This window comes from Variovorax sp. SPNA7 (assembly GCF_033807855.1).
GTDB classification, from domain to species: Bacteria; Pseudomonadota; Gammaproteobacteria; order Burkholderiales; family Burkholderiaceae_C; genus Variovorax; species Variovorax beijingensis.
Genome location: NZ_CP138513.1, coordinates 196,059 through 217,976, shown reverse-complemented (window position 1 = coordinate 217,976; position 21,918 = coordinate 196,059). Strand labels below are relative to the sequence as shown.

18 protein-coding genes are annotated in these 21,918 nt (G+C 67.8%); all 18 read right to left on the bottom strand.

The features are described 5' to 3' along the window. Positions 1 to 3: 3 nt before the first annotated feature. Entirely contained in the window at positions 4 to 870 is an 867-nt protein-coding gene (locus RZE77_RS01040; protein ID WP_319440304.1) for a type VI secretion system accessory protein TagJ, read from the bottom strand. 107 nt (positions 871 to 977) lie between these two features. Then, entirely contained in the window at positions 978 to 1,460 is a 483-nt protein-coding gene (locus RZE77_RS01035; RefSeq protein ID WP_319427133.1) for an Hcp family type VI secretion system effector, read from the bottom strand. A 49-nt stretch (positions 1,461 to 1,509) separates the two neighbouring features. After that, positions 1,510 to 3,018, bottom strand: coding sequence for a type VI secretion system contractile sheath large subunit (gene tssC, locus RZE77_RS01030; protein ID WP_319428501.1), 1,509 nt, complete (start codon positions 3,016 to 3,018; stop codon positions 1,510 to 1,512). A 27-nt stretch (positions 3,019 to 3,045) separates the two neighbouring features. Beyond that, positions 3,046 to 3,615, bottom strand: coding sequence for a type VI secretion system contractile sheath small subunit (tssB, locus tag RZE77_RS01025; protein ID WP_047783373.1), 570 nt, complete (start codon positions 3,613 to 3,615; stop codon positions 3,046 to 3,048). 92 nt (positions 3,616 to 3,707) lie between these two features. Next, on the bottom strand, positions 3,708 to 4,799 hold the full coding sequence (gene tssA, locus RZE77_RS01020; RefSeq protein ID WP_319440303.1) for a type VI secretion system protein TssA: 1,092 nt from the start codon (positions 4,797 to 4,799) through the stop codon (positions 3,708 to 3,710). Positions 4,800 to 4,931: 132 nt separating this feature from the next. Then, a complete protein-coding gene (locus RZE77_RS01015; RefSeq protein ID WP_319440302.1) occupies positions 4,932 to 6,119 on the bottom strand; it encodes a fumarylacetoacetate hydrolase family protein in 1,188 nt (395 codons plus the stop codon). 98 nt (positions 6,120 to 6,217) lie between these two features. After that, complete coding sequence (locus RZE77_RS01010) at positions 6,218 to 9,973, bottom strand: molybdopterin cofactor-binding domain-containing protein (protein ID WP_319440301.1); 3,756 nt, start codon at positions 9,971 to 9,973, stop codon at positions 6,218 to 6,220. Between the two features lie 145 nt (positions 9,974 to 10,118). Further along, complete coding sequence (locus tag RZE77_RS01005) at positions 10,119 to 10,622, bottom strand: (2Fe-2S)-binding protein (RefSeq protein ID WP_319440300.1); 504 nt, start codon at positions 10,620 to 10,622, stop codon at positions 10,119 to 10,121. Continuing rightward, positions 10,600 to 11,760: an ABC transporter substrate-binding protein gene (locus RZE77_RS01000; RefSeq protein ID WP_319440299.1), complete on the bottom strand. Its 1,161-nt coding sequence runs from the start codon at positions 11,758 to 11,760 to the stop codon at positions 10,600 to 10,602. Before RZE77_RS01000 ends, RZE77_RS01005 begins: the two co-directional genes overlap by 23 nt. Before the next feature lie 74 nt (positions 11,761 to 11,834). After that, on the bottom strand, positions 11,835 to 12,557 hold the full coding sequence (gene pncA / locus RZE77_RS00995) for a bifunctional nicotinamidase/pyrazinamidase (protein WP_319440298.1): 723 nt from the start codon (positions 12,555 to 12,557) through the stop codon (positions 11,835 to 11,837). A 53-nt stretch (positions 12,558 to 12,610) separates the two neighbouring features. Further along, positions 12,611 to 13,345, bottom strand: coding sequence for an ABC transporter ATP-binding protein (locus RZE77_RS00990; RefSeq protein ID WP_047783366.1), 735 nt, complete (start codon positions 13,343 to 13,345; stop codon positions 12,611 to 12,613). Then, positions 13,342 to 14,148 carry an ABC transporter ATP-binding protein gene (locus RZE77_RS00985; RefSeq protein ID WP_319440297.1) on the bottom strand — a complete coding sequence of 269 codons (807 nt, stop codon included), beginning with the start codon at positions 14,146 to 14,148 and terminating at the stop codon, positions 13,342 to 13,344. The genes RZE77_RS00990 and RZE77_RS00985 overlap by 4 nt, the downstream gene beginning before the upstream one ends. Positions 14,149 to 14,840: 692 nt before the next feature. Next, complete coding sequence (locus RZE77_RS00980; protein WP_319440296.1) at positions 14,841 to 16,769, bottom strand: ABC transporter permease; 1,929 nt, start codon at positions 16,767 to 16,769, stop codon at positions 14,841 to 14,843. A 24-nt stretch (positions 16,770 to 16,793) separates the two neighbouring features. Further along, the gene (locus RZE77_RS00975) at positions 16,794 to 17,999 is read right to left on the bottom strand and encodes an ABC transporter substrate-binding protein (protein WP_319440295.1); all 1,206 of its coding nucleotides are present in this window, start codon (positions 17,997 to 17,999) and stop codon (positions 16,794 to 16,796) included. A gap of 69 nt (positions 18,000 to 18,068) precedes the next feature. Next, positions 18,069 to 18,653, bottom strand: a complete 585-nt coding sequence (locus tag RZE77_RS00970) for an amino acid synthesis family protein (protein ID WP_319440294.1) — start codon at positions 18,651 to 18,653, stop codon at positions 18,069 to 18,071. A gap of 37 nt (positions 18,654 to 18,690) precedes the next feature. Further along, positions 18,691 to 19,335, bottom strand: a complete 645-nt coding sequence (locus tag RZE77_RS00965) for an amino acid synthesis family protein (RefSeq protein WP_319428489.1) — start codon at positions 19,333 to 19,335, stop codon at positions 18,691 to 18,693. Positions 19,336 to 19,356: 21 nt separating this feature from the next. After that, positions 19,357 to 20,259 (bottom strand): UPF0280 family protein, encoded by a 903-nt coding sequence (locus tag RZE77_RS00960; RefSeq protein ID WP_319440293.1) that lies wholly within the window; start codon positions 20,257 to 20,259, stop codon positions 19,357 to 19,359. A 3-nt stretch (positions 20,260 to 20,262) separates the two neighbouring features. Further along, positions 20,263 to 21,870 (bottom strand): 6-hydroxynicotinate reductase, encoded by a 1,608-nt coding sequence (locus RZE77_RS00955; RefSeq protein ID WP_319440292.1) that lies wholly within the window; start codon positions 21,868 to 21,870, stop codon positions 20,263 to 20,265. Between the last annotated feature and the right edge of the window lie 48 nt (positions 21,871 to 21,918).

The following is a 21,918-nucleotide window of genomic DNA, read 5'->3' as shown; positions in this document are numbered from 1 at the left end:
AACTCACTGCGCAGCACTCTCGGCAGGCGCGAACTCGACGAGCCGGATATCGAGCAGCGAATGGTCGCCGGCTTCGCTGATCAGCGTGCGCTGGCCGACGCCGGCGTACTGGTCTTCGCCGGCCAGCGGCAGCCAGTCGGTGCGGCGGCCCAGGGTTGTTTCGTCGTCCAGCGCATCGAGCGCGCCGGGATAGCGCACCGGCACCAGGCCGTTGAGTCCGCGTCCGTCATGCAGCTCGATCTCGGCCGGCGCCCAGAGCAGGTCGACCAGGTGCTGCGGACGGGAGAACTTGAGTCGGCGCACCGCCGGCAGCGGCAGCCACGCATAGCCCGAAGGCGTGAGGAGTTCGAGCACGGCGCCAATGCGCGCGTCGCCATCGCAGAGCCAGGCGAACTCGCTGCTTTGCACCGGCTCGCCGTCGATGGCCTGCACGGCGCGGGAATCCGACCGGTCGACGCAGCTCAGCGTGCCCTGCAATGCGGGCGCGTCCTGCCGCGCGGCTTCGCGCAGGTCGGCCGCTTCGGCGGCGCGTTCGGCCGGCAGCCCGGCGGCGGCAATCAGCGCCGCGACCCAGTCGGCCTGGCCGGCAATGACGGCCGGCGCACGGCCGCCGTTCCAGAATTCGGTTCGATGCCGCTCGGCAGCCAGCGCCATTGCACAGGTGGCACTGGCGGGAGCGAAGGAGGGATCGATCTTCGCGGCCAGCTTGAGCTGGTCCTCAGCCCGCTGCCAGTCGCCCCGCAGCGCAAGAAAGTGGCACAGGGCAAGCCGCAGGCTGGCATTCTGTGGACTCGCGCGAATCTGCCGCTGTACCCATTCGGTGTGTTCGGCCACGGAGCGCTCGCCCAGCACTGCAAACCCATCGCCCATGAAACTTCCTCATTGACTCGCGCACGGCCCGGGGGCCGTCGACAACTATCTGCAGGCGACCGGCCCGCGGCATGCGCGGACCGGTCGGGAACAAGCAAAAGGGGAAATCAGGATTCCCGGTTTTCCTTGATGTTCCAGGCCAGCACGGTCTCGGCGCCCTTGCCGCCCTTGTCGGTCTGCTCCCAGTACTGCTGCTTCACCTTGGCCGCCTGGAACGCGAACTGCACCAGCACCGCATCCCCGCCCTGCTCGGCCGTGTACTGCACCGAGGTGACCAGCACTTCTTCCAGCGTCACGCGCGTGTATTCGATCTGCGAGCCCCCGGCCTTGCACACCGACACTTCCACCTTGCTCAGGTGCTTGCCGCTCGCGCAGTTCTTCATCACCGACGGCGCCGCCTTGTCGATGCGTGCGAGCACCTGCAGGTCGTTGAAGCTTGCCTTGCCCACACCGCCACCGCCGCCGCTGACCATGTTGCCCGGCTGCGTTGCTCCCCATGCGAACGACTTGATATCCGTCCAGTCCTTGTGGTTCGAGTCCTTGGATTCGCCGTTCGCGCCCTCGACGCGCATGAACATGTCTACTGCCATGATTAACCCCCAGAGTTATATATATGCCCGATTGCGGGACACCGTTGAACTAGCTGCTGTCCTTCTTGTTGGATGGCAGCTTCGAAACCAGCCGCAGTGACACCGTCAGCCCTTCGAGCTGATAGTGCGGCCGGAGAAAAAACTTGGCGGCGTAGTAGCCGGGGTTGTCCTCGATGGCTTCCACCTGGACTTCCGCCGCCGCCAGCGGCTTCATTGCCTTCGTGTCCTGGGACGACGTGCCCGGGCTGCCGTCCACGTAGTTCATGATCCAGTCGTTGAGCCAGCGCTCCATGTCCTCGCGCTCGCGGAACGAACCGATCTTGTCGCGCACGATGCACTTCAGGTAGTGCGCGAAGCGGCAGCATGCGAACAGGTAGGGCAGGCGCGCGGCCAGGTTGGCATTGGCCGTGGCGTCGGCGTCGTAGTACTCGGCCGGCTGCTGCAGCGACTGCGCGCCGATGAAGGCCGCGAAATCGGAGTTCTTGCGGTGCACCAGCGGCATGAAGCCGTTCTTGGCGAGTTCGGCCTCGCGCCGGTCGCTGATGGCGATCTCGGTGGGGCACTTCATGTCCACGCCGCCATCGTCCGTCGGGAAGGTGTGGGTGGGCAGGTTCTCGACCGCACCGCCCGACTCCACGCCGCGGATCGACGTGCACCAGCCGTACTGCTTGAACGAGCGGTTGATGTTCACGCCCATCGCGTAGGCCGAGTTGGCCCAGGTGTAGCGGTTGTGCAGGGCCGAGTCGGTTTCTTCCTCGAACTCGAACTCGTCGACCGGATTGGTGCGCGCGCCGTAGGGCAGGCGCGCCAGGAAGCGCGGCATGGCCAAGCCGATGTAGCGTGCGTCCTCCGACTCGCGCAGCGACCGCCAGGCGGTGTGCTCGGTGTTCTGGAAAATCTTGGTCAGGTCGCGCGGGTTCGACAGTTCCTGCCACGAGTCCATCTGCATCACGGTGGGCGATGCGCCGGCAATGAAGGGGCAGTGCGCGGCCGCGGCGATCTTGGCCATTTCGCCGAGCATCTCGACGTCGGGCGGGCTGTGGTCGAAGTGGAAGTCGCCGATCAGCGCGCCGAAGGGCTCGCCGCCGAACTGGCCGTACTCGTGTTCGTAGATCTTCTTGAACAGCGGGCTCTGGTCCCAGCCGATGCCCTTGTGGCGCTTGAGCGAGCGCGCCACTTCGCGCTTGGAGGCGCACATCACGCGGATCTTGAGCTGCTCGTCGGTCTCGGTGTTGTTGACCAGGTAGTGCAGGCCGCGCCATGCACCTTCGAGCTGCTGGAAGTCTTCGTGGTGCAGGATCTGGTTGATCTGCTCGGAGAGCTTGCGGTCGATCTCGGTGATGATCGCCTGCACGGTGCGGTAGGCGTCGTTCGAGATGGTGACGGTGCTTTCAAGCGCCTGCACCGCCAGCGTCTTGACGGCGCTTTGCACCGCCTCGCGCGCCTGGTCGGTCTTGGGCTTGAATTCGCGCTGCAGGAGGTCGGAGAACTCGTTCGGCTCGAGCGCTTCGATGGTGGCGGCCTGTCCGCGCGCTGTCTGTTTGGGTGCAGTGCTCATGATGGAGATCCTGTCGGCTTGCTCGGCTTACTCGGAAGGGGTGCCGGGGTTGCCCGACTTTTCGTTGGCGGCTTCCACCGCCTTGGCAACGGCGGGATTGGGCGCGGATGCGAGCGACTTGAGCAGCTCCGGGTTCTGCAGCGCCTGGGCGATCAGCTGCTCGGCGCCGTTCTTGCCGTCCATGTAGGACAGCAGGTTGGAAAGCTCGGTGCGCGCTTCGAGCAGGTGCTGCAGCGCGCCCACCTGGCGGGCGATGCGCGCGGGCGAGAAGTCGTCCATGCTGTCGAAGGTGATGTCGACGTTCATCTGTCCTTCGCCCGTGAGGGTGTTGGGCACCTGGAAGGCCACGCGCGGCTTGATCGACTTCATGCGGTCGTCGAAGTTGTCGATGTCCACCGCCATGAAGTCGCGGTCCGCGAGGTCGGGCATCGGGTCGACCTGCTTGCCCGCGAGATCGGCGATCACGCCCATCACGAAGGGCAGCTGGATCTTGCGCTCGCTGCCGTAGATCTCGACGTCGTACTCGATCTGCACGCGGGGTGCCCGGTTGCGCGCGATGAACTTCTGACCACTGTTTCTGACACGGTTGTCTGCCATAAAGCTTCCTCTTGAATCTCAATGCCTATCCGTATGGATTGACGTATGGGTCGAGCCCCGGCGGCCTGCTTCCGGGTTCTTGCGCCGGCCGTTCACTCCGCCGCGGCCCCGCCGCTCAGCGAACGGCCGGCCAGGCTTTCGATCTTCTGCAGGCCCTCGGGAACGAGTTCTTCGATGATCTGGAAAAAGTTGAGGTCCAGCAGCCTTTGCGCTCTGCGGATGAGCATGGGTGCCGGATGGCTGGGCTCGGTACGTTCCATGTACTGGCACGCCTTTTCCAACAGGACCTGCACATCATCACGAGTCGATATTTCAATATCTTTAATGCTTGCCGCCCGCGGTCCGGGGGCGCCGCTTGCCACGCCCTCGGCACCCTGCGCCGAGGGGACGGCCTGCGCCGATCCATGGCCTTGCAAGGCCGCCTGCGGTGCCTCGACCGGCTCAGGCTGGGCCTGCTCGGGCAGCAGCTGGACCACGGTGCGAAGCGAACGTTCGAGCCGGGAAAAATCGGGTGCCCAGCTCTGTCCCAGGGCCCGCTCCGAAGTCTCCCGGATGCGCCGCAGCAGTTCCAGCGCCGCATGCAATGCCATCACCGCAGGCGCCGCCTTCTCCTGCGCGCGGCGCGCCACCTCCCGCAGCCGGCCGATGCCGCCCGGGTAATCGATCTGGTCGGCCTTGCTCGAGTCGAGCAGGGCCTCGACCTGCCGCAGGCTCATCGACGCGCCGGCATCCTCGAGCAGGCGCGCATCGCGCACGCTGCGTCCGAGTCCCTCGGCTTCGGCCAATGCAGCCAGCGCATTCATGCGCGGCAGCGGGTCTTCGAAATCGCCATCGACGACGCGCGGATGCACGTCGTTCCAGAACTTTTGCAGGATGCCGTCCACCACGCGCAGGCCGTCGACGTAGCCCGGCAATCCGCGGCTCTCGGTCCACGCCAGCGTCAGCAGAACCAGCACGCGCACGTCGAGCGTGCGCTGGCACAGCTGCTTGGCAATGCGCTCGACACGGGCCCAGTCGGGCGGCTCGGCCGGAATGATGGTCGAGCCGAACTGCTGCTCCCGCTTTCCGGTTGCAGCTTGCTGCAACGCCATGAAGTCGGGGTCGTATTCGAGGTCTTCACCGCACGGAAGCGGGCCTTCAACAGGCGACTGCAGTAGTTCGATCTCGCTCGTCGGCAACCCCATCTCCCGTGTTAACCATTTTCAAGACCGGTTATCTTGAGGGGAACGCGAGACGCGGTCAACAGCAACAGATTGCTACGTGCCGACTATGAATCACAAAGGAGTACAACTCCTTTTAAAGCGTAGAAAGAACGTTTACAGCAGTCCGCGCGCAGACAAATTCCGCATCAGCGCACTTAACCCGAAAGTCCACCGCGGCGCCTGGTCCGAATGGACCACGCGGTTCACGAGGGCGCCGAGTTCCGGCGCGGCGATGCTCACGCGATCGCCGACGACATGGGTGAATCCTTGCCCAGGACCATGACGGTCTTGTGTCGGCGCGAACATAGTGCCCAGGAACAACATGAAGCCATCGGGATAGTCGTGGTGCGCGCCAACGGCCTGCGAGACGAGGTCGAGCGGATCGCGGCTGATCTTGGCGAGCGAGCTCGAGCCTTCGAGCGTGAAGCCTTCGGGCCCCTTCACTTCGAGCGCCACCGTGATGCGGCGCACATCGTCGATGCCGAAGTGCGCATCGAACAGCCGGATGAACGGGCCGATCGCGCAGGAGGCGTTGTTGTCCTTGGCCTTGCCGAGCAGCAGCGCGCTGCGGCCTTCGAAGTCGCGCAGGTTGACGTCGTTGCCGAGCGCGGCGCCCAGCGTTTCGCCGCGGCTGTTGACTGCGAGCACGACCTCGGGCTCGGGGTTGTTCCACACCGAGGCGGCATGGATGCCCACGTCGGCGCCCATGCCCACGGCCGAGAGAACCGGCGCCTTGGTGAAGATCTCGGCATCGGGCCCGATGCCGACCTCGAGGTACTGCGACCACGCGCCCTGCGAGATCAGCACCTCCTTGACCTTCGCGGCCTCGGCCGAGCCCGGCACGATGCCCGCGAGGTTGTCGCCGAGCACGCCGCTGAGCGCCGCGCGCGTGGCCTCGGCGCGCGAGGCATCGCCGCGCGCCTGCTCTTCGATCACGCGCTCCAGCAGGCTTTCGACGAAGGTCACGCCGCTCGCCTTGATGGCCTGCAGGTCGCAGGGTGCGAGCAGCCAGGGCTTCGCTTCGTCGCGCGCGGTGGCGTCGCTGTTGGCGATGGCCTCGGCCAGCGAGGCGACGCGCGGGGCCTGGCCGCTGCGCAGCGCGTGCTGCACCGCGTCGGCGGGCGGTTCCTTCGCCTCGAGCAGGTCGCTCATCGTTGGCGCGAGCCGCGAGAGATCGTGCAGCCCGCCCTCGTGCACCGCCACGAGCACGGGGCCCACGCCGGGCTGCCAGATGCGGCCGACGAGCGTGGCGCGCTCGGCATCACGGGGAAGGCTGGCGGCGGTGGAAAGATTCAGGGGCATGTTGTCTCCGGTGGCACTTCGGCACTTGGGTTGGTTCTTGGAGCGGACATTCTGAATGAATGTGCTCCCTGCCGCTGCGCAAGCGGAAAGCGGGACGGCTATTGAGCGCCGTGGCCACGCGCCGCGCGCACGCGCGCCACTTCGGCCGGCAGGTTCTTCCACGCCGGCTCCTGCGGTGCGAAGCGCGCGCGCATGTAGCCCGCGAGCTCGGCGATCTGCCGGTCGTCGAGCGCGTCGCGGAAGGCCGGCATGAAGCCGATGCCCTGGCTCGCGGGCTCGCGCACGCCGTCGAGGATGGTGCGCAGCAGGTTGTCGGGCCGCGCGCTCGTGAGGTTGCCGTTGAGCGCGAGCGGGGTGTTCACGCCGAGCAGCGTAGGGCCGTCGCCGTCGTGATGGCACGACGCGCAGGCGCTGTCGAACATGCGCTGCGCGGAGCCGAGCAGCCGGCCCTGCGTGCGTGCCGCGTTGTCGACCACCTGCTGCGCCACGGCCTGCGGATCGGCCACGGGCGCCGGATTGAACGAGGCGAGGTAGGTGGCCATGGCGCGCACGTCGGCATCGGGCACCTGCGCGAGTTCGCGCACCACCTCGGCCATCGGCCCGCCCGCGATGCCATGGCGCTGCGTGTGGCCCTGGCGCAGGTAGCGATAGAGCTCGTCGGCATCCCATGGCACGGCGGATTTGGAGCGCTGCGTGAGCGCGGGCGCCTCCCAGCCGTCGACCATCGCGCCCGAGAGGAACGCGCTGCCGCCCTGCTCCGCGCCGAGCGCGTTGCGCGGCGTGTGGCAGGCGCCGCAATGGCCCAGGCCGTTGACGAGGTAGGCGCCGCGGTTCCACTCGGCGCTTTGCGTGGCGACGGGCTGCAGGGGCGCGGGGTCGTGGAAGAGCGCGTTCCATCCAGCCATGAGCGGCCGAATGCTGAACGGAAACTTCAGCTCGGCCCTCGGCGTCTCGGCGCGCACCGCGGGCATCGACATGAAGTAGGCGTAGAGCGCCTGCAGGTCGTCGTCGCTGGTCTTCGCGAAGGCGGTGTACGGGAACGCCGGGTACAGGTGGTGGCCGTCGCGCGAGACGCCTTCGCGCATCGCGCGCTGGAAGGCGCTGAACGACCAACGGCCCAGGCCCGTGTCGGCATCGGGCGTGAGGTTGGTGGTGTAGAGCGTGCCGAAGGGCGTCTGCATCGCGCGGCCACCGGCGTTGGGCGTGCCGCCCGGCGCGGTGTGGCACACGGCGCAGTCGCCGAGCGCGGCGAGCACGCGGCCGCGTTCGATGGTGGCCTCGCTGTACACCGGGGCGCTGAGCGAGACGGGGGCGATGGCGGAACGCCAGCCGAGCAGGCCGGCGATGAGGCCGATGCCGCCGATGAAGAGCGCGGCACTGGTGGCCCAAAGGCCCTTGCGCTGCGGCCATGCGGTATTGCTCCTTCCCCTTCCGGGGGAAGGTTGGGATGGGGGCACGGCAGCGTCACCCTTCGAGCGCCGCTCGCCCCCACCCCCGCCCTCCCCCGGAAGGGGAGGGAGCAAACCCCGATTCAACGCCGCCAGCACCTTCTCCGGCGTGAACGGCGGCTCGCGGAAGCGCACGCCCGTCGCATCGAAGATCGCATTCGCAATTGCCGCCGTTCCCGGCACCGAGGACGACTCGCCCGCGCCGAGCGAGGGTTCGCCGGGCCGCGGCATGTGCATGACCTCGATCACGGGCACGTCGCGGAAGTTGATGATCGGGTAGCTGCCCCACTCGCGGCTCGCGACCACGCCCGAGGGCAGCACGCCGGGCAGCAGCTGCGCGCCACCGGCCGCCGTTGCCGCGTCCTGCTGCGGCGCGAACTGCACCTCTTCCATGAGCGCGCGGCTCGTGGTCTGGATCACGTTGCCGTGCACCTGGTGCTCGACGCCCGCGGGGTTGACCAGCAGCCCCGCGTCGTGCCCCACCACCACGCGGCGCACATGCACCTCGCCGGTCTTGCGGTTGACCTCGACGTCGGCCACCCATGCGGCCCATGCGGCACCGAAGCCGGGCCACTTGCTGTGGATGTAGCGCGCGTACGCAAAGCCCTGGCCGAAGAGGATGTCGCCACCTTCACCGAGCCCGCCGTCGGCGTTCTCCTCTGGCCCCGTGCGCATGCGCCAGCCGGCCTTCTGCGCGGTGGCCTGCACCAGTTCGACCGCGCGCGGATCGTCCAGGTGGCGCAGGCGGAACTGCACCGGATCGACGCCCGCCGCGGTGGCCAGTTCGTCGATGTACGACTCGTGCGCGAAGGAGCTTGGCAGCGCCGACACGCCGCGCAGCCACGAGGCGCGCACGATCGGCGCCATGTCGTTGACCTTCACGCGCAGGTTGTCGACGCTGTAGGGCGGACGCGCCGTGCGGTCGCCCATCTCGAAGGCCTGCGCCACCGGCTCGATGGTGCGCGTGAGCAGCAGCGCAAGCGTGGGCGCGCCGTTCGATGGATAGGAGGTTTCGAAGTCGTAGGCGGCGATGCGGCCATCGGCCATGAGGCCGCCATCCACTTCCATGAGCTGCGCGGCGCCCTTGGGCTCCCAGGCATGCTCCTGCTCGCGCGTGAGTTGCACGCGCACCGGTGCGCCCACGGCGCGCGCGAGCAGCGCCGCATCGGCCGCCACGTCGTCGGCACCGTTGCGGCCGTAGCAGCCCGCCGCTTCCATGCGGACGACGTCGACCTGTACGTCGTCCAGGCCCATGAGCTTTGCGAGGTCGGCGCGCAGCACGTGCGGGTTCTGCGAGCCGGCCCAGACACGGAGGGCAATGCCCCCGTCGGGGCGCCACTCCGCCAGCGCACACGAAGGCCCGATGGACGCGTGCATCTGGTAGGGCCACACATAGGTGCGATGCATCGGCTGCGCAGCCGCGGCGATCGCGCCGTCGACATCGCCCTCGTCGACCAGCAGGCGCTGCGTCGATGGGTTGTCGCGCAGGGCCTGCGCGAGGTTGGAAAGATCGGGCATGCCGGGCCACGGTTTCCACCTGACGCGCAGTTCGCGCAGCGCCTGTTCGGCGTGCTCCTCGCGTTCGGCCACGATGCCGACGAAGTCGCGGATCACGACCACCGCGCGAATGCCGGGGATGTGCGCAATCGACGACTCGTCCACCGACTCGAGCGTGTTGCCGATGAACTCGCCGTGGTCCGCGCCCGCGTACGGCGGGCGCACCACGCGGCCGTGCAGCATGCCGGGCACGCGCATGTCGTGCACGAAGACGAGGTCGCCCGCTAGCTTGGCCGGAATGTCGACGCGGGCCTGGCGCGTGCCGACGATGCGGTAGTCGCTCGGGTCCTTCAGTTGAGCGCCCGGGTCGAGCCGCAGCACGGTGCGCTGCCCCGCCACCAGGTCCGCGTAGTTGATGCGGTGGTCCGGCGCCTCGGCCACGCGCACCACGCCGTTGCGTACCTGCAGCGCGTCGGCCGCCACGCCGAGCCGCTCGGCCGCGCGCGCGAGCAGCCAGGCGCGCGCCTGCGCGGCGGCCAGGCGCAGCGGCTGCGCATGGATCTGGATCGAGGCGCTCGCGATCGTCGCGCCCTGGTTGGGCGCGCGCGCGGTGTCGCCGAGCATCATGCGCACGCAGGGCATGCCGAGCTCGAGCTCCTCGGCCACGATCTGCGCGAGCGCGGTCTGGATGCCGGTGCCCAGGTCGACGTGGCCGTTGAGCGCCGAGGCGCTGCCGTCGTCCCACACGGCGAGCAGGATCTCGTCGCCTTCGATCGGGTTGCCCGCCACGGCCGTGGGCTGGCCCTTGGCAGGCGCCGGTGCGGGCGGGGTCTCGCGCACGACCAGCAGCACGCCGTCGGCCGAGAGAAAGTCCGCGCGGGTCCGCGGCAGATCGGCGCGGCGCGTCATGGAATTTGCCCCCCGCTTTGCTCCCTCTCCCTCCGGGAGAGGGCGGGGGTGAGGGCCGGCGGCGGTGGCAAGGGCCGTGCTTGTGCACGGGCCGATGCCCTCACCCTGACCCTCTCCCGGAGGGAGAGGGAATAAGGCAGGTCGCTCATCGGTTTGCCTCCGCGCGCATGCGCACCGCAGCCCGCTGCACCGCGTCCAGAATTTCGATGTGCGTCCCACACCGGCACAGATTGCCCGAAAGCTCGCTGCGGATGCGCGCCTCGCTCGCCTGCGGATCGCGCGCGAGCAGTGCCGCGGCCTGCATCACCATGCCATTCAGGCAATAGCCGCACTGCGCGGCCTGCGCGTCTTCGAAGGCGGCCTGCACCGGATGCCAGCGGCCACGGGTGCCAAGGCCTTCGAGCGTGGTGATGGCGCGGCCCGCCACGCCATGCGCGGGAATCACGCAGGCTCGCGCCGCCACGCCGTCGACATGCACCGTGCAGGCGCCGCACTGCCCCAGCCCGCAGCCGTACTTGGGGCCGTTCAGGCCGAGGTCGTTGCGCAGCAGGTGCAGCAGCGTGGCCGCGCGCGGCACGTCCGCGATCGAACAGGCCTCGCCGTTGACCTGCAGGTGCAGCGGCGGCTCAGCGCCGCAACTGGCCGTCACGGGTGTACATCTCCAGGTCCACGAAGCTCGAGCCGTTGTGATTCTTCGCGCTGTACTCGACCGGGAAATCGCCGAAGCGCGCATTGCCGATGCTCTCGAGTCCCGCAATGAAGCTGTCGCGCGTGAGCGCCTTGCCCCCGCGGCGCAGGCCTTCGACCATCACGCGCGAGGCAATGTAGCCCTCGAGCGTGGTGTAGCCATCGATCTTCTCGCCGAACTCGGCGCGGTCGCGCTGGTAGTCGGCCACGATGGGCACGCGCAGGGCCTGCGGCGGCGGCACGATGCTGGCCGTGACCAGGCCCGCGAGCTTGCCTTCGAGCCGCTTGGCGGAACCTGCCGCATCGGTGATGCCGACCGACAGCGTGTAGAGCGGCGCCGCCCCGCCGTTCGCACGGTAGTCGCGCATGAACACTTCGACCATGCGCCCCGCCATGATCATCAGGACCGCACCGGGCTTGGCCTCGGCCAGGCTGGCGACCACCTGCTTCGCGTCTTCGGCGGCGATGGCGAGCGGCAGCACCTTCACGACCTGCACCTTGTAGTCGGCGGCCAGTTGCTCGCAGGTGGCGAGGTTCGACTTGCCGAACGCGCTGTCCTGGTAGACCACCGCGATCGACGAGAGGCTGATGGTCGAGAGATGGCTGATGATCTTGCGCAGCTCGAGGTCGTAGCCGGCGCGCACGTGGAACAGCAGGCGGTTGACCCTGGCGCGGAACGAGCTGGTGCCCACCAGCGGTGCGAACATGGGAACGCCGGCCTTCTCGGCCAGCGGCATCGCGGCCGCGAGGTTGCCGGTGGCGACGAAGCCCGCGAGCGCGAAGACCTTGTCCTCATCGATCAGCTTCGCGGTGTTGGCGGCTGTCTTGGCAGGGTCGTAGGCGTCGTCGTAGCTGACGAGCTCGAGCTTGCGGCCGTGGATGCCGCCCGACTTGTTGACGCGGTCGAAGTACAGCTTGATGCCCGCGCGGTAGTCGATGCCGAAGTCCTTGGCCGGGCCGCTGAACACGGCCGACTGGCCGATGCGGATGAGGCCGTCGGTCACGCCGTTGTCGGCGCGTGCCGAACGAAGAAGGCCGGGGCCCAGTGCCAGGGCTGCGCCGCCCGCCACCAAGGCGCGCCTTGAAATCGGAATCGTCATGCGTTGTCGAGCTCGTTGTTGTCGTTGTGGCCGGGCGGGGTGCGATGGATGCGGTGCGGATCTGGTTGGCTTGCTCAGGCCGCCTGGATGTCGGCGGACTGGATGCGCTTGACGCCCTTGGCCGCCATCTGCTTCCATGCCGCGGCGAGCGAGCCGTTGAGGTCGATGGCGCGCGTGGCGTCCTCGATCACGTAGACCTTGAAGCCGGCCTTGCGCGCATCGAGCGCGGTCCAGGCCACGCAGAAGTCGGTGGCCAGGCCGGCCACGTAGACCGTTCTGATGCCGCGCTGCTTGAGGTAGCCGCCCAGGCCGGTGGCGGTCTTGCGGTCGGCCTCCTCGAAGGCCGAGTAGCTGTCGACGCCCTTGTGGAAGCCCTTGCGGATAATGACCTGTGCGGTGGGCAGCTTCAGGTCCTTGTGCAGGGCCGCATCGTCGGTACCCTGCACGCAGTGGTCGGGCCAGAGCACCTGGTTGCCGTACGAGAGCTTGATGCTGCTGAACGGCTTCTGTCCCGCATGCGTGCTCGCGAACGATGCATGGCCCTGCGTGTGCCAGTCCTGCGTGACCACGATGTTCTCGAACGAATCGGCCAGCTTGTTGATCACCGGCACCACCTCGGCGCCGCCCTTGACGGGCAGCGTGCCGCCATCGACGAAGCAGTTCTGCACGTCGATCACGATCAGCGCGGACTTGCCGTCCGGCTTGAGCTTCGGAGCCGCGAACAAGGTTCCGGCCGCGCCCAGCAGGCCCAGCGCGGCCGTGGACTTCAGAAGGGATCTGCGGTGCGTGTCGTGCATGGCGTGTGCTCCGGTGGTTGACGAGAAATGGAGAAGAGGGCCGCGCGGTGCGGCTAGACGCTCAAGTAGGCGCGGCGCACCTCTTCGTTGGCCGCGAGCTCTGCCATGGTGGCGTGGTAGCGGATCTGGCCCTTCTCGAGCACATAGGCGCGGTCGGACACCAGTTCGGCGAAGTGCATGTTCTGCTCCGACAGCAGGATGCTCACGCCCTGCGCCTTGAGCTCCAGGATCATGTTGGCCATCTGCTCGACGATCACCGGGGCCACGCCTTCGGAGGGCTCGTCGAGCAGCACCAGGTAGGGGTTGCCCATGAGCGTGCGCGCCACGGTGAGCATCTGCTGCTCGCCGCCGCTCATGCGGCCGCCCGGGCGGTCGGGCATCTCGCCCAGGTTGGGAAAGAGCTTGAACAGGCGCTCGGGCGTCCACAGCGGTGCCTCGCTGCCGTCGGCCCAGCGGCGCGGCGGCTGCTTGCCGACCTCGAGGTTTTCCATCACGGTGAGATCGGTGAACACGCGGCGGTCCTCGGGCACGAAACCGAGGCCGAGCTTCGCCGCGTGATGAGGCTCGCTCTTCGAGATGTCGTGGCCGAGGAAGCTGACGTTGCCCTTGCGCTTGGCGAGCATGCCGATCAGCGTCTTGAGCGTGGTCGACTTGCCCGCGCCATTGCGGCCCATGAGCGCCACCACTTCGCCGCGCCGCACTTCAAGATCGACGTCGTACAGGATCTGCGCGGCGCCGTACCAGGCGCACAGCGAGTTCGCCTTCAACAGTGTTTCGTGCGTGCTCATGCTGTTGCTGCTCCCACTGCCGCGTTCACTTCGGCGGCTTTCTCTGCAATCTTTTCGAAGGTCTTGCCGCTGCCGAAGTACACCTCCTGCACCTTCGGATGGTCGCGGATCTCGAGCGGCTTGCCCTGCGCGATCAGGCGGCCGCGGGCCAGCACGATCATGCGGTCGGCGTAGGCGAACACCACGTCCATGCTGTGCTCGGTGAACAGCACGGCCAGGCCGCGCTGGACCACGAGCTTCTTGGTCAGCGCCATCAGCGAGTTGCGTTCCTTCGGTGCCATGCCGGCGGTGGGCTCGTCCATCAGCAGCAGCTTGGGCGCATTGGCCATCGCGATCGCGAGCTCGACGCGCTTGACGTCGCCGTAGGCGAGCTCGCTGCAGGGCCGGTCGGCCTGCGCCTTCATGCCGACCTGGTCGAGCAGCGCCAGCGCCTCGTCGCGCTTGTGGTCGGCCGCGCGGCGCCACATCGAGAACAGCTTGCCGTCGTGCGAGAGCATGGCCATCTGCACGTTCTCGGCGACGGTGAGCGAGGCAAAGGTTTCGGCGATCTGGAAAGTGCGGCCCACACCCTTGCGCCAGATCTCGCGCGGCTTCTGGCCCACGAGCTCGTGGCCGTCGAACACGATCGAACCCTGGTCGGCCTTGAGCTGGCCGTTGACCATGTTGAAGGTGGTGGACTTGCCGGCGCCATTCGGGCCGATGAGGGCCAGCAGCTCGCCGGCCTTGAGCTCGAAGCTGATGCCGTCGACGGCTTTGACGCCACCGAAGGATTTGCCTAGGTTGTCTACTTTGAGGAGGGTCATTTGGCTTTACTCCCTCTCCCTCCGGGAGAGGGTTGGGGTGAGGGCTCGCGGCTTTCGATTCGTGCTGGGAGGTTGCTTCCCGAGGCCGGGTCTCGCCCCGGCGGGCGACTTACTTTCTTTTGCTTCGCCAAAAGAACGTAAGCAAAGAAAAGGCGACCCCACTGTCTGCGACCCCTGCGCTTCGCTCCGGGGCAACCTGCGGTGCTCGCGTTTCGCGGGGTCCGCAGAACTCGCTTCGCTCAAACAGCTGCGGCCCTGATCCGCGAAACGCTCCGCTCCTCGGCGCATACAGAGGGGCTTGGATACCGAACGGGCCTTTGCTTCGCTCGGCCACCAAGCCACCGCGGCGCTGCGCGCCGCGGTGGTTGGGATTGGCTGTTGGTATTGGCTGCTGGATATTGGGGCCGAGCGAAGCGAAGGCTGCCCGCTCCCACCCCTTCTGTATGCGCCGAGGAGCGCAGATGGAGGCGGGATCAGGGCCGCAGCTGTTTGAGCGAAGCGAGTTCTGCGGACCCCCGCCGGAATCGAGCACCGCAGGTTGCCCGCAGCGAAGCGGAGGGACGCAGACAGTAGGGTCGCCTTTCTTTTGCCTACTTTTCTTTGGCGAAGCAAAGAAAAGTAGGTCGCCCGCCGGGGCGAGACCCGGCCCCCGGCAAAAAAAGAACCGCGAAAGAACGAAAGACAACCGCCCTTCACGTCCGCCTCTCCTTCAAAGCAACATCCACTTCCGGACGCCGACGACGCCCCCGCAGCAAACGTTCACTGAGCTGCTTCGCAAACCCAGCAATTCCCTGCGGAAACAGCAGCACCAGCAGCAGGATGATCGCCCCCAGCGTCGCCCGCCAATAGTCCGTATTGCGCGCCACCGTGTCATGCAGCCAACTGAAAGTCACAGCCCCCACCACCGGTCCCGCCAGCGTCTGGATACCGCCCAGCAGCACCATCACCAGCCCATCGACCGACTTGTCCACGCTCAGGCTTTCAGGCGAGATGCTGCCCTTCGAAAAAGCATAGAGCGCCCCGGCCAATCCAGCCGCAGCACCCGCAATGACAAAGGCCGTCCATTGCATCCGCTTGACGTCGATGCCGATCGCATCGGCGCGCAGCACCGAATCGCGCCCAGCGCGCAGCGCATAACCGAACGGCGAGAACAGCACGCGGCGCAGCATCAAAATGCCCGCGGCCACCAGCACCAGCGTGAGCCAGTAGTAAGTGCGCTTGTCCGACAGCCACTCCGAAGGCCAGACGCCGGTGAGCCCGTTGCTGCCGCCGGTGAACGAATCCCATTGGTAGACCACGGCCCAGGTGATCTGCGCAAAGGCCAGCGTGAGCATCGCCAGGTACACGCCCGAAAGCCGCACCGCGAACCAGCCGTAGACAAAAGCGCCGATGGCCGCGACCAGCGGCGCGACGATGAGCGCGAGCTCCATCGGCATGCCACTCGCGCGCACCAGCAGGGCGGCGCCATAGGCACCGAGCCCGAAGTAGGCCGCATGGCCGAACGAATGCATGCCGGCCGGGCCCATGATGAAGTGCAGGCTGGCCGCGAACAGCGCCGCGATCAGCAGGTCGATCATCAGCACCGTGGTGTAGGGCGAATCGGCGGTGAGCAGCGGCATCGCCATGAGCGCCATGCCGAGCGCGGCGACGAGCCACAGGTAGCCCTTGCTCGCGCGCCGCAGCGGTTCTTCCTGCATGCCCACGTAGCGGCTGGGCGCCTGCGGGCGGCCGAGCAGGCCCCAGGGGCGCCACACCAGCACGATGGCCATCACGATGAAGTCGACCACCAGCGTGAGCTTGGAGAACGACACGCTGTAGCCGAAGATATCGACCACGCCAAGCCAGATGCAGACCGCCTTGATCTCGGAGAGCAGCAGCGCCGCCACGTATGCGCCGGGAATCGAGCCCATGCCGCCCACCACCACCACCACGAAGGCCGCGCCGATGGTGTTGAGGTCCATCGCAAGCGTGGCCGGCTCGCGTGGCAGCTGCAGCGCACCGCCCAGTGCCGCGAGCGTGGCGCCCAGTGCGAACACGGCGGTGAACAGCCAGGCCTGGTTCACGCCCAGCGCGCTGACCATCTCGCGGTCCTGCGTGGCGGCGCGCACCAGCGTGCCCCAGCGGGTACGCGTGAGCAGCAGCCACATGAGGCCGAGCACCACCGGGCCGACCACGATCAGGAACAGGTCATAGGTCGGAAACTGCCGGCCCAGGATATCGACCGAGCCCGACAGGCCCGGCGCGCGCGGGCCGAGCAACTCGTCCGGCCCCCAGACATAGAGCACCGCGTCCTTGATGACGAGCACCAGCGCAAAGGTGGCCAGCAGCTGGAACAGCTCGGGCGACTTGTAGATGCGGCGCAGCAGCACCATCTCGATCAGCGCGCCGATCACGCCCACCGCCAGCGCGGCAATCAGCACGGCCGGCCAGAAGCCCAGCGTGCCGAGCTTGTCGGCCAGCGTGTAGGCGAGGTAGATGCCCACCATGAAGAAGGAGCCATGCGCAAAGTTGACGATGCGCGTGACGCCGAAGATCAACGAAAGGCCGGCCCCCACGAGGAACAGCGACGAAGCCGACGACAGCCCGGTGAGGAACTGAAGCAGCAGGGACGAGAGGCTCATGGGTGCAAGCGTTCCGGAAAAAGGTCAGTCGGCAGCGCGGGACTTCTTGACGTCGGCAGCGCTCGGCTGGAACTTGGCGCCGTCGAAGTACGTGTAGTCGACCATCACGCCCTTGCCGTTTTCGTTCTTGGTCTTGCCGACGAAGGCGCCCATGGTCGACTGGTGGTCTTCGGCGCGATAGCTGATCTTGCCGAAGGGCGAGTCGACCTGCAGGCCCTTGAAGGCGGCAATGAGCTTGGGCGTCTCGGTGCTCTTGGCTTTTTCGATGCCGGCCGCCACCGACTTGATCATGGTGTAGCCCACCACCGAACCGAGGCGCGGGTAGTCCTTGTACTTGCCGTGGTAGGCGAGGAAGAAGGCCTTGTGCTCGGGCGTCTGGATGCCGTACCAGGGGTAGCCGGTCACGATCCAGCCGTTGGGCGTTTCGTCCTTGAGCGGGTCGAGGTACTCGGGCTCGCCGGTCAACACGCTCACCACCGTGCGGTCCTTGAACAGGCCGCGGGTGTTGCCTTCGCGCACGAACTTGGAAAGGTCAGCGCCGAACAGCACGTTGAAGACCGCATCGGGCTTGGCATCGGCCAGCGCCTGCACCACGGCACCGGCATCGACCTTGCCTAGCGGCGGCGCCTGCTCGGCGACGAACTCGACGTCGGGCTGCGCGGCCTTCAGCAGCGTCTTGAACGCGGCCACGGCCGACTGGCCGTATTCGTAGTTGGGGTAGACGACGGCCCAGCGCTTCTTCTTGAGCTTGGCCGCCTCGGGCACCAGCATCGCTGCCTGCATGTAGGTGCCGGGGCGCAGGCGGAAGGTGTATTCGTTGCCGCCCTGCCAGGTCATCTTGTCGGTCAGCGGCTCGCCGGCCAGGAAGAAGATTTTTTTCTGCTTGGCGAAGTCGGCCACGGCCAGGCCGGTGTTCGAGAGGAAGGTGCCGGTGAGCACGTCGATCTTCTCGCGCGCCACCAGCTCCTCGGCCACGCGCACCGCATCGCCGGGGTTGGCGTTGTCGTCGCGCGTGATGAGCTCGACCTTGCGGCCGTTGACCCCGCCCTTGGCGTTGATCTCTTCCACGGCCAGCTCCATGCCCTTCTTGTAGGGCTCGAGGAAGGCGGGCTGGGCCTTGTAGCTGTTGACCTCGCCGATCTTGATCACGCCCTGGGCATGGGCAGGAACGAGGGCGGTGGCCAGCGTGGCGACGGCCGCGGCGCTGAAGACGTGACGCAATGGGTTCATGGGGAAACTCCTTGGGATCGAGAAAGAGAGAACAAAAAAAGAATCGACGTGGAAGCGGAGGCCCTGGATTCAGCGCAATCCGTCCTCGCCCTTGATTTCGCTGGCTTGCAGCCCGCCGATGCGCGGCAGCGGACGGCCGCTGTCGGTGACGGCCACCGCCACCACGATCTCGTTGGCGCGCGGCGCATCGGACACGCGCGCCTCGACGGCATCGAAGTGGCTGCGCACGAAGGCCGCATCCTTGTGGCCGAGCGGCACGTCGATGGCCGTGCCCAGCGTGCCGCGCTTCTTGGCCGAGGGCACCAGCGCCGCGCCCTTTTCAACGGCCACGCGCAGCGGCGCGCCGAGCTTGGGATGCAGGATGGCGGCGGCATGCTCGAGTTCGCCGTTCTCGCCGACGATCGCGGCCTTGCCGTAGCTCTGCGCCTGGCCGGGCTCGATGCCGAGCGCCTTCACGGCCTTCTGGCCCAAGAGCGCACCAAGCTCTTCGCCGATGGCGATCAGCTCGTCGAGGTTCTCGCTGAAGCGGCCCGCATAAGGGTTCTCGATCACCGCGATGGCCACGGCGCGGCGCGTGGGGGGCGCGATGTCCCGGCCCATTTCCTTGCGGGTTTCGTCGACCTGGATGACGAGCTTGCGGATGTTGGCGGTCATGTCTTGTGTTCCTTCTTCGTGTCTCTTGTTCATCAGGTCAGCGCAGGCCGTCCCATTTGCTGATGTCCTTGGCGAGCAGCCCGCCGACGCGTGCATGCACGCGGTAGCCTGTGCTCATTGCCAGGATGAAGACGATCTCGTCGGCCGCCGGCGCGCCGGGCACGCGCACCTCGATGGCGTCGAACTGGCCGCGCACGTAGCTGGCGTTGATGTTGGTGAGCGGCACATCGAGCGCGGCGCCGGGCGGGCCGACCTTCTTGGTCGAGGGCACGATGGACAGCGCATTGCCGGGCTGGCCGGTTTTCTTTTCTTCCGCCTTGCCCGCGGTGTAGGCCGCGCGGTCGCCCTTCCAGCCGAGCAGCTCGCGCATCGCATAGCCGCCGGGCACATGCCAGAGCGCGCCGTGTTCGAGCTCGCCGGCGGCGCCGACGATGGCGCCCTTGCCGTAGGTGGCGATCTGCTCGAGCGGCACGTCCATGGCGGCGTGCAGCCTGTGCGCCATGTCGACGCCCACCGGGTCGAGCAGCGCCATCATCGGCAGGATGTCGGGCTCGTAGCGGCCCGCGAAAGGGTTGGTCAGCACCGCGCCGATGGCACCGCGCACCAGCGGCGTTGCGGCGCGCGGTCCGAACTCGTGGTGGATGTGCTCGACATGGGTGAAGACGCGGCGTATATCGATCATGGAAAGGAACCTTGCTTTTCGTTAAGCAAATACTGAACCAACTGCATCGGACGGCGCTCTGGGCAGCGCCTTCGAGCATAAGGGCTCGACAAGTCGCCACTGCCCCTGGCAAACGAGCAGAGCGGCCCAGACGAGCCCCTCTTCCTGCAGCACTTTCGCGCACACGGCGCCGGTGTCGAGCGCGCTTTTCACCAGCGCGGGCGAAAGCGGCGGCACGTCGACCGTGACGAGCATCTCGCCCAGGTCGCTATCGTCCTTGCATTCGCTGGCGGGGCGGCGCCCGATGGCCGCATCGTCCACGTCGACGGTATTGGCAATGACGGTGGCGGCGGCATCGGCTTCAGCCGCCGTGGCGGCGAGAACCGTCACGCTGTCGGCAATGCCCAGGGAAAAGCTGCGCCCGCGCCAGCCACTGGTGGCCACGCCGCGCACCGGCTGTGCGGCGCCGACCTCGAACTGGCCGTCGGTGGTGAGGATGCCGCTGTCCTGCCAGTCGAAACGTGCGAGATCGGCGTAGACGCCCACGCGCGCCGACTGGCCCGGCGCGAGGTGCAGCGCGATGTCGCCGCCGTTGTTGATCCAGGCGCGCTCAATGCCGGGGCGGTCGTAGAACGCGATCAGCTCCTGCGCCACCGAGCCGGCCACCGCCGCCATCGGCGTGATGAACATCGGCGAGAACGCCGCGCAGGCATCCCACATGCGCGCACCGACCACGCCGCGCGGCCGCACGCCGTCGGCCACCGGCAGGCGCAGCAGCGGCAGCTCGCGCACCAGCTCGCCCAGCACATGGCCGAAGCGCGCCCATGCCGCGTCGTGCGCGGCGGCCACGGCGTAGGGGTCGCCGTGCGCCTCGGCCACGATGTCGATCGGGCCGTGGTTGAAGTGCCAGCGGTTCTTGTCGAGCGCGGCGCGTTGGGCGGCCATGGTTCAGCCCAGCATGGGTGGGTGGCCGAGCGGCCACGGATTGGCATCGTCGATGACGACCCACTGCCGCGCCAGCGGCGCGCCGTCTTCCTGCCATGCGCCGCGCGCAAGCGCCTGCTCGAGCGGAAAGATGTGTTCCATGTGGCCGCCGAGCGCCTCGTAGTCGTCGCGCCGCATGCTGAACTCGATGGGCGCCACGATGGCCGGCGTGGGCACGGTGCCAAAGCTGTTGTCGGGCATGCGCATGACGTCCGCCATCACGGTGATGCCGCCGCCGGGCCACACATAGGCCGGCGCGCCGCCGCAGGTCACGTTGACCAGCGCACGCTTGATGGCGCGCGTGAGCAGCACCGGGTTTTCGGTGACGCCGGCGCGCAAGGACCCGCCCGCACCACCGAGGAACAGCACGGTGCACAGCGATGGTTCGCAGTTCTCGCCGATGCGCTCGACGATGCGGCGCACCTCGGTCGGCATGGGCTGCTCGACCGGCTTGAGCGCCTCGTCGAGCACGTACCACTGGGCATGCTCGCCGGTGGTCGAGGTCATCAGCAAGCGCAGGCCCGGCCGCGCCACGCCCTCTTCCCAGCCCTCGATGATCGAGAGCGGATCGGCGATGTCGGTGCCGCCCCAGCCGTTGCCCGGGTTCGCCACCTGAAAGTAGCGCCCCGGCGTCGACTTGCGCCCCAGCATCTGGATGCCCGACGGCGCCATGTCGAGGCAGCGCCCGGCCTGGTGCTCCGTGAGCACGCCGGTGATGTGGTCATCGACCACCACCACCTCATCGGCAACGCCCGCGAACTGGCGCGCGAAGATGCCCACGGCCGCCGAGCCGCAGCCCACGCGCATGCGCTGCTCTTCGACGCCATTGACGATGGGCGCCCTGCCCGCCTGGATGACGAGCGTGGAGCCGCCGTCGATGGTGCATTCGACGGCCTTCTTGTTGCCCAGGAGCTGCATCAGCTCGGCCGTCATGCGGCCTTCCTTCTTGCTGCCGCCGGTGAGGTGGTGCACGCCGCCGAGCGACAGCATCTGCGAGCCGTATTCGGCCGTGGTGACGTGGCCGACCACCTCGCCGCGGTAGCGCACGTTGGCCTGCTCGGAGCCGAGGAAGCGGTCGGTGTCGATCTTCACCTTGAAGCTGCAGTAGCTGAAGATTCCTTCGGTGACCACGGTGACCATGTCGACGCCCTGGGCCTTGGAGGCGACGATGAATGGGGCCGGCTTGTAGTCGGGGTAGGTGGTGGACGAGCCCACGCCGGTCACGAAGACTTCGTCGGCGTGCAGCAGGTCGCCGCTCCAGTCGGGCGCGCTGCCCTCGGCCTTCTCGGCGGCGGGCCGGTCGAAGGGCACCAGCACGGGAGCCTCGCTCGCGATCTCGCGGCGCAGCAGCAGCACCGGGTCGACGCGCACCAGCACGCCCTCCTTGTTCGCATAGCGGTCGCAGGCGCCGGTGCGGCCGTCGGAGATCTGGCACAGCACCGGGCAGGCGTTGCATTCGACCTTGGCGCTGCTCATCTTCTCGTTGCGCGGCGGTGCCTTGCCGAAGGCGCCGGCGCCGGCCACCGGCATGTCCATGCCGGGCAGTCCGTCTGTCTTGGTGTGTTCTGTCATCGGGGCGATCTCGTGGGGCGTGATGCGGGTCGGGCGCGGGAAAACTCG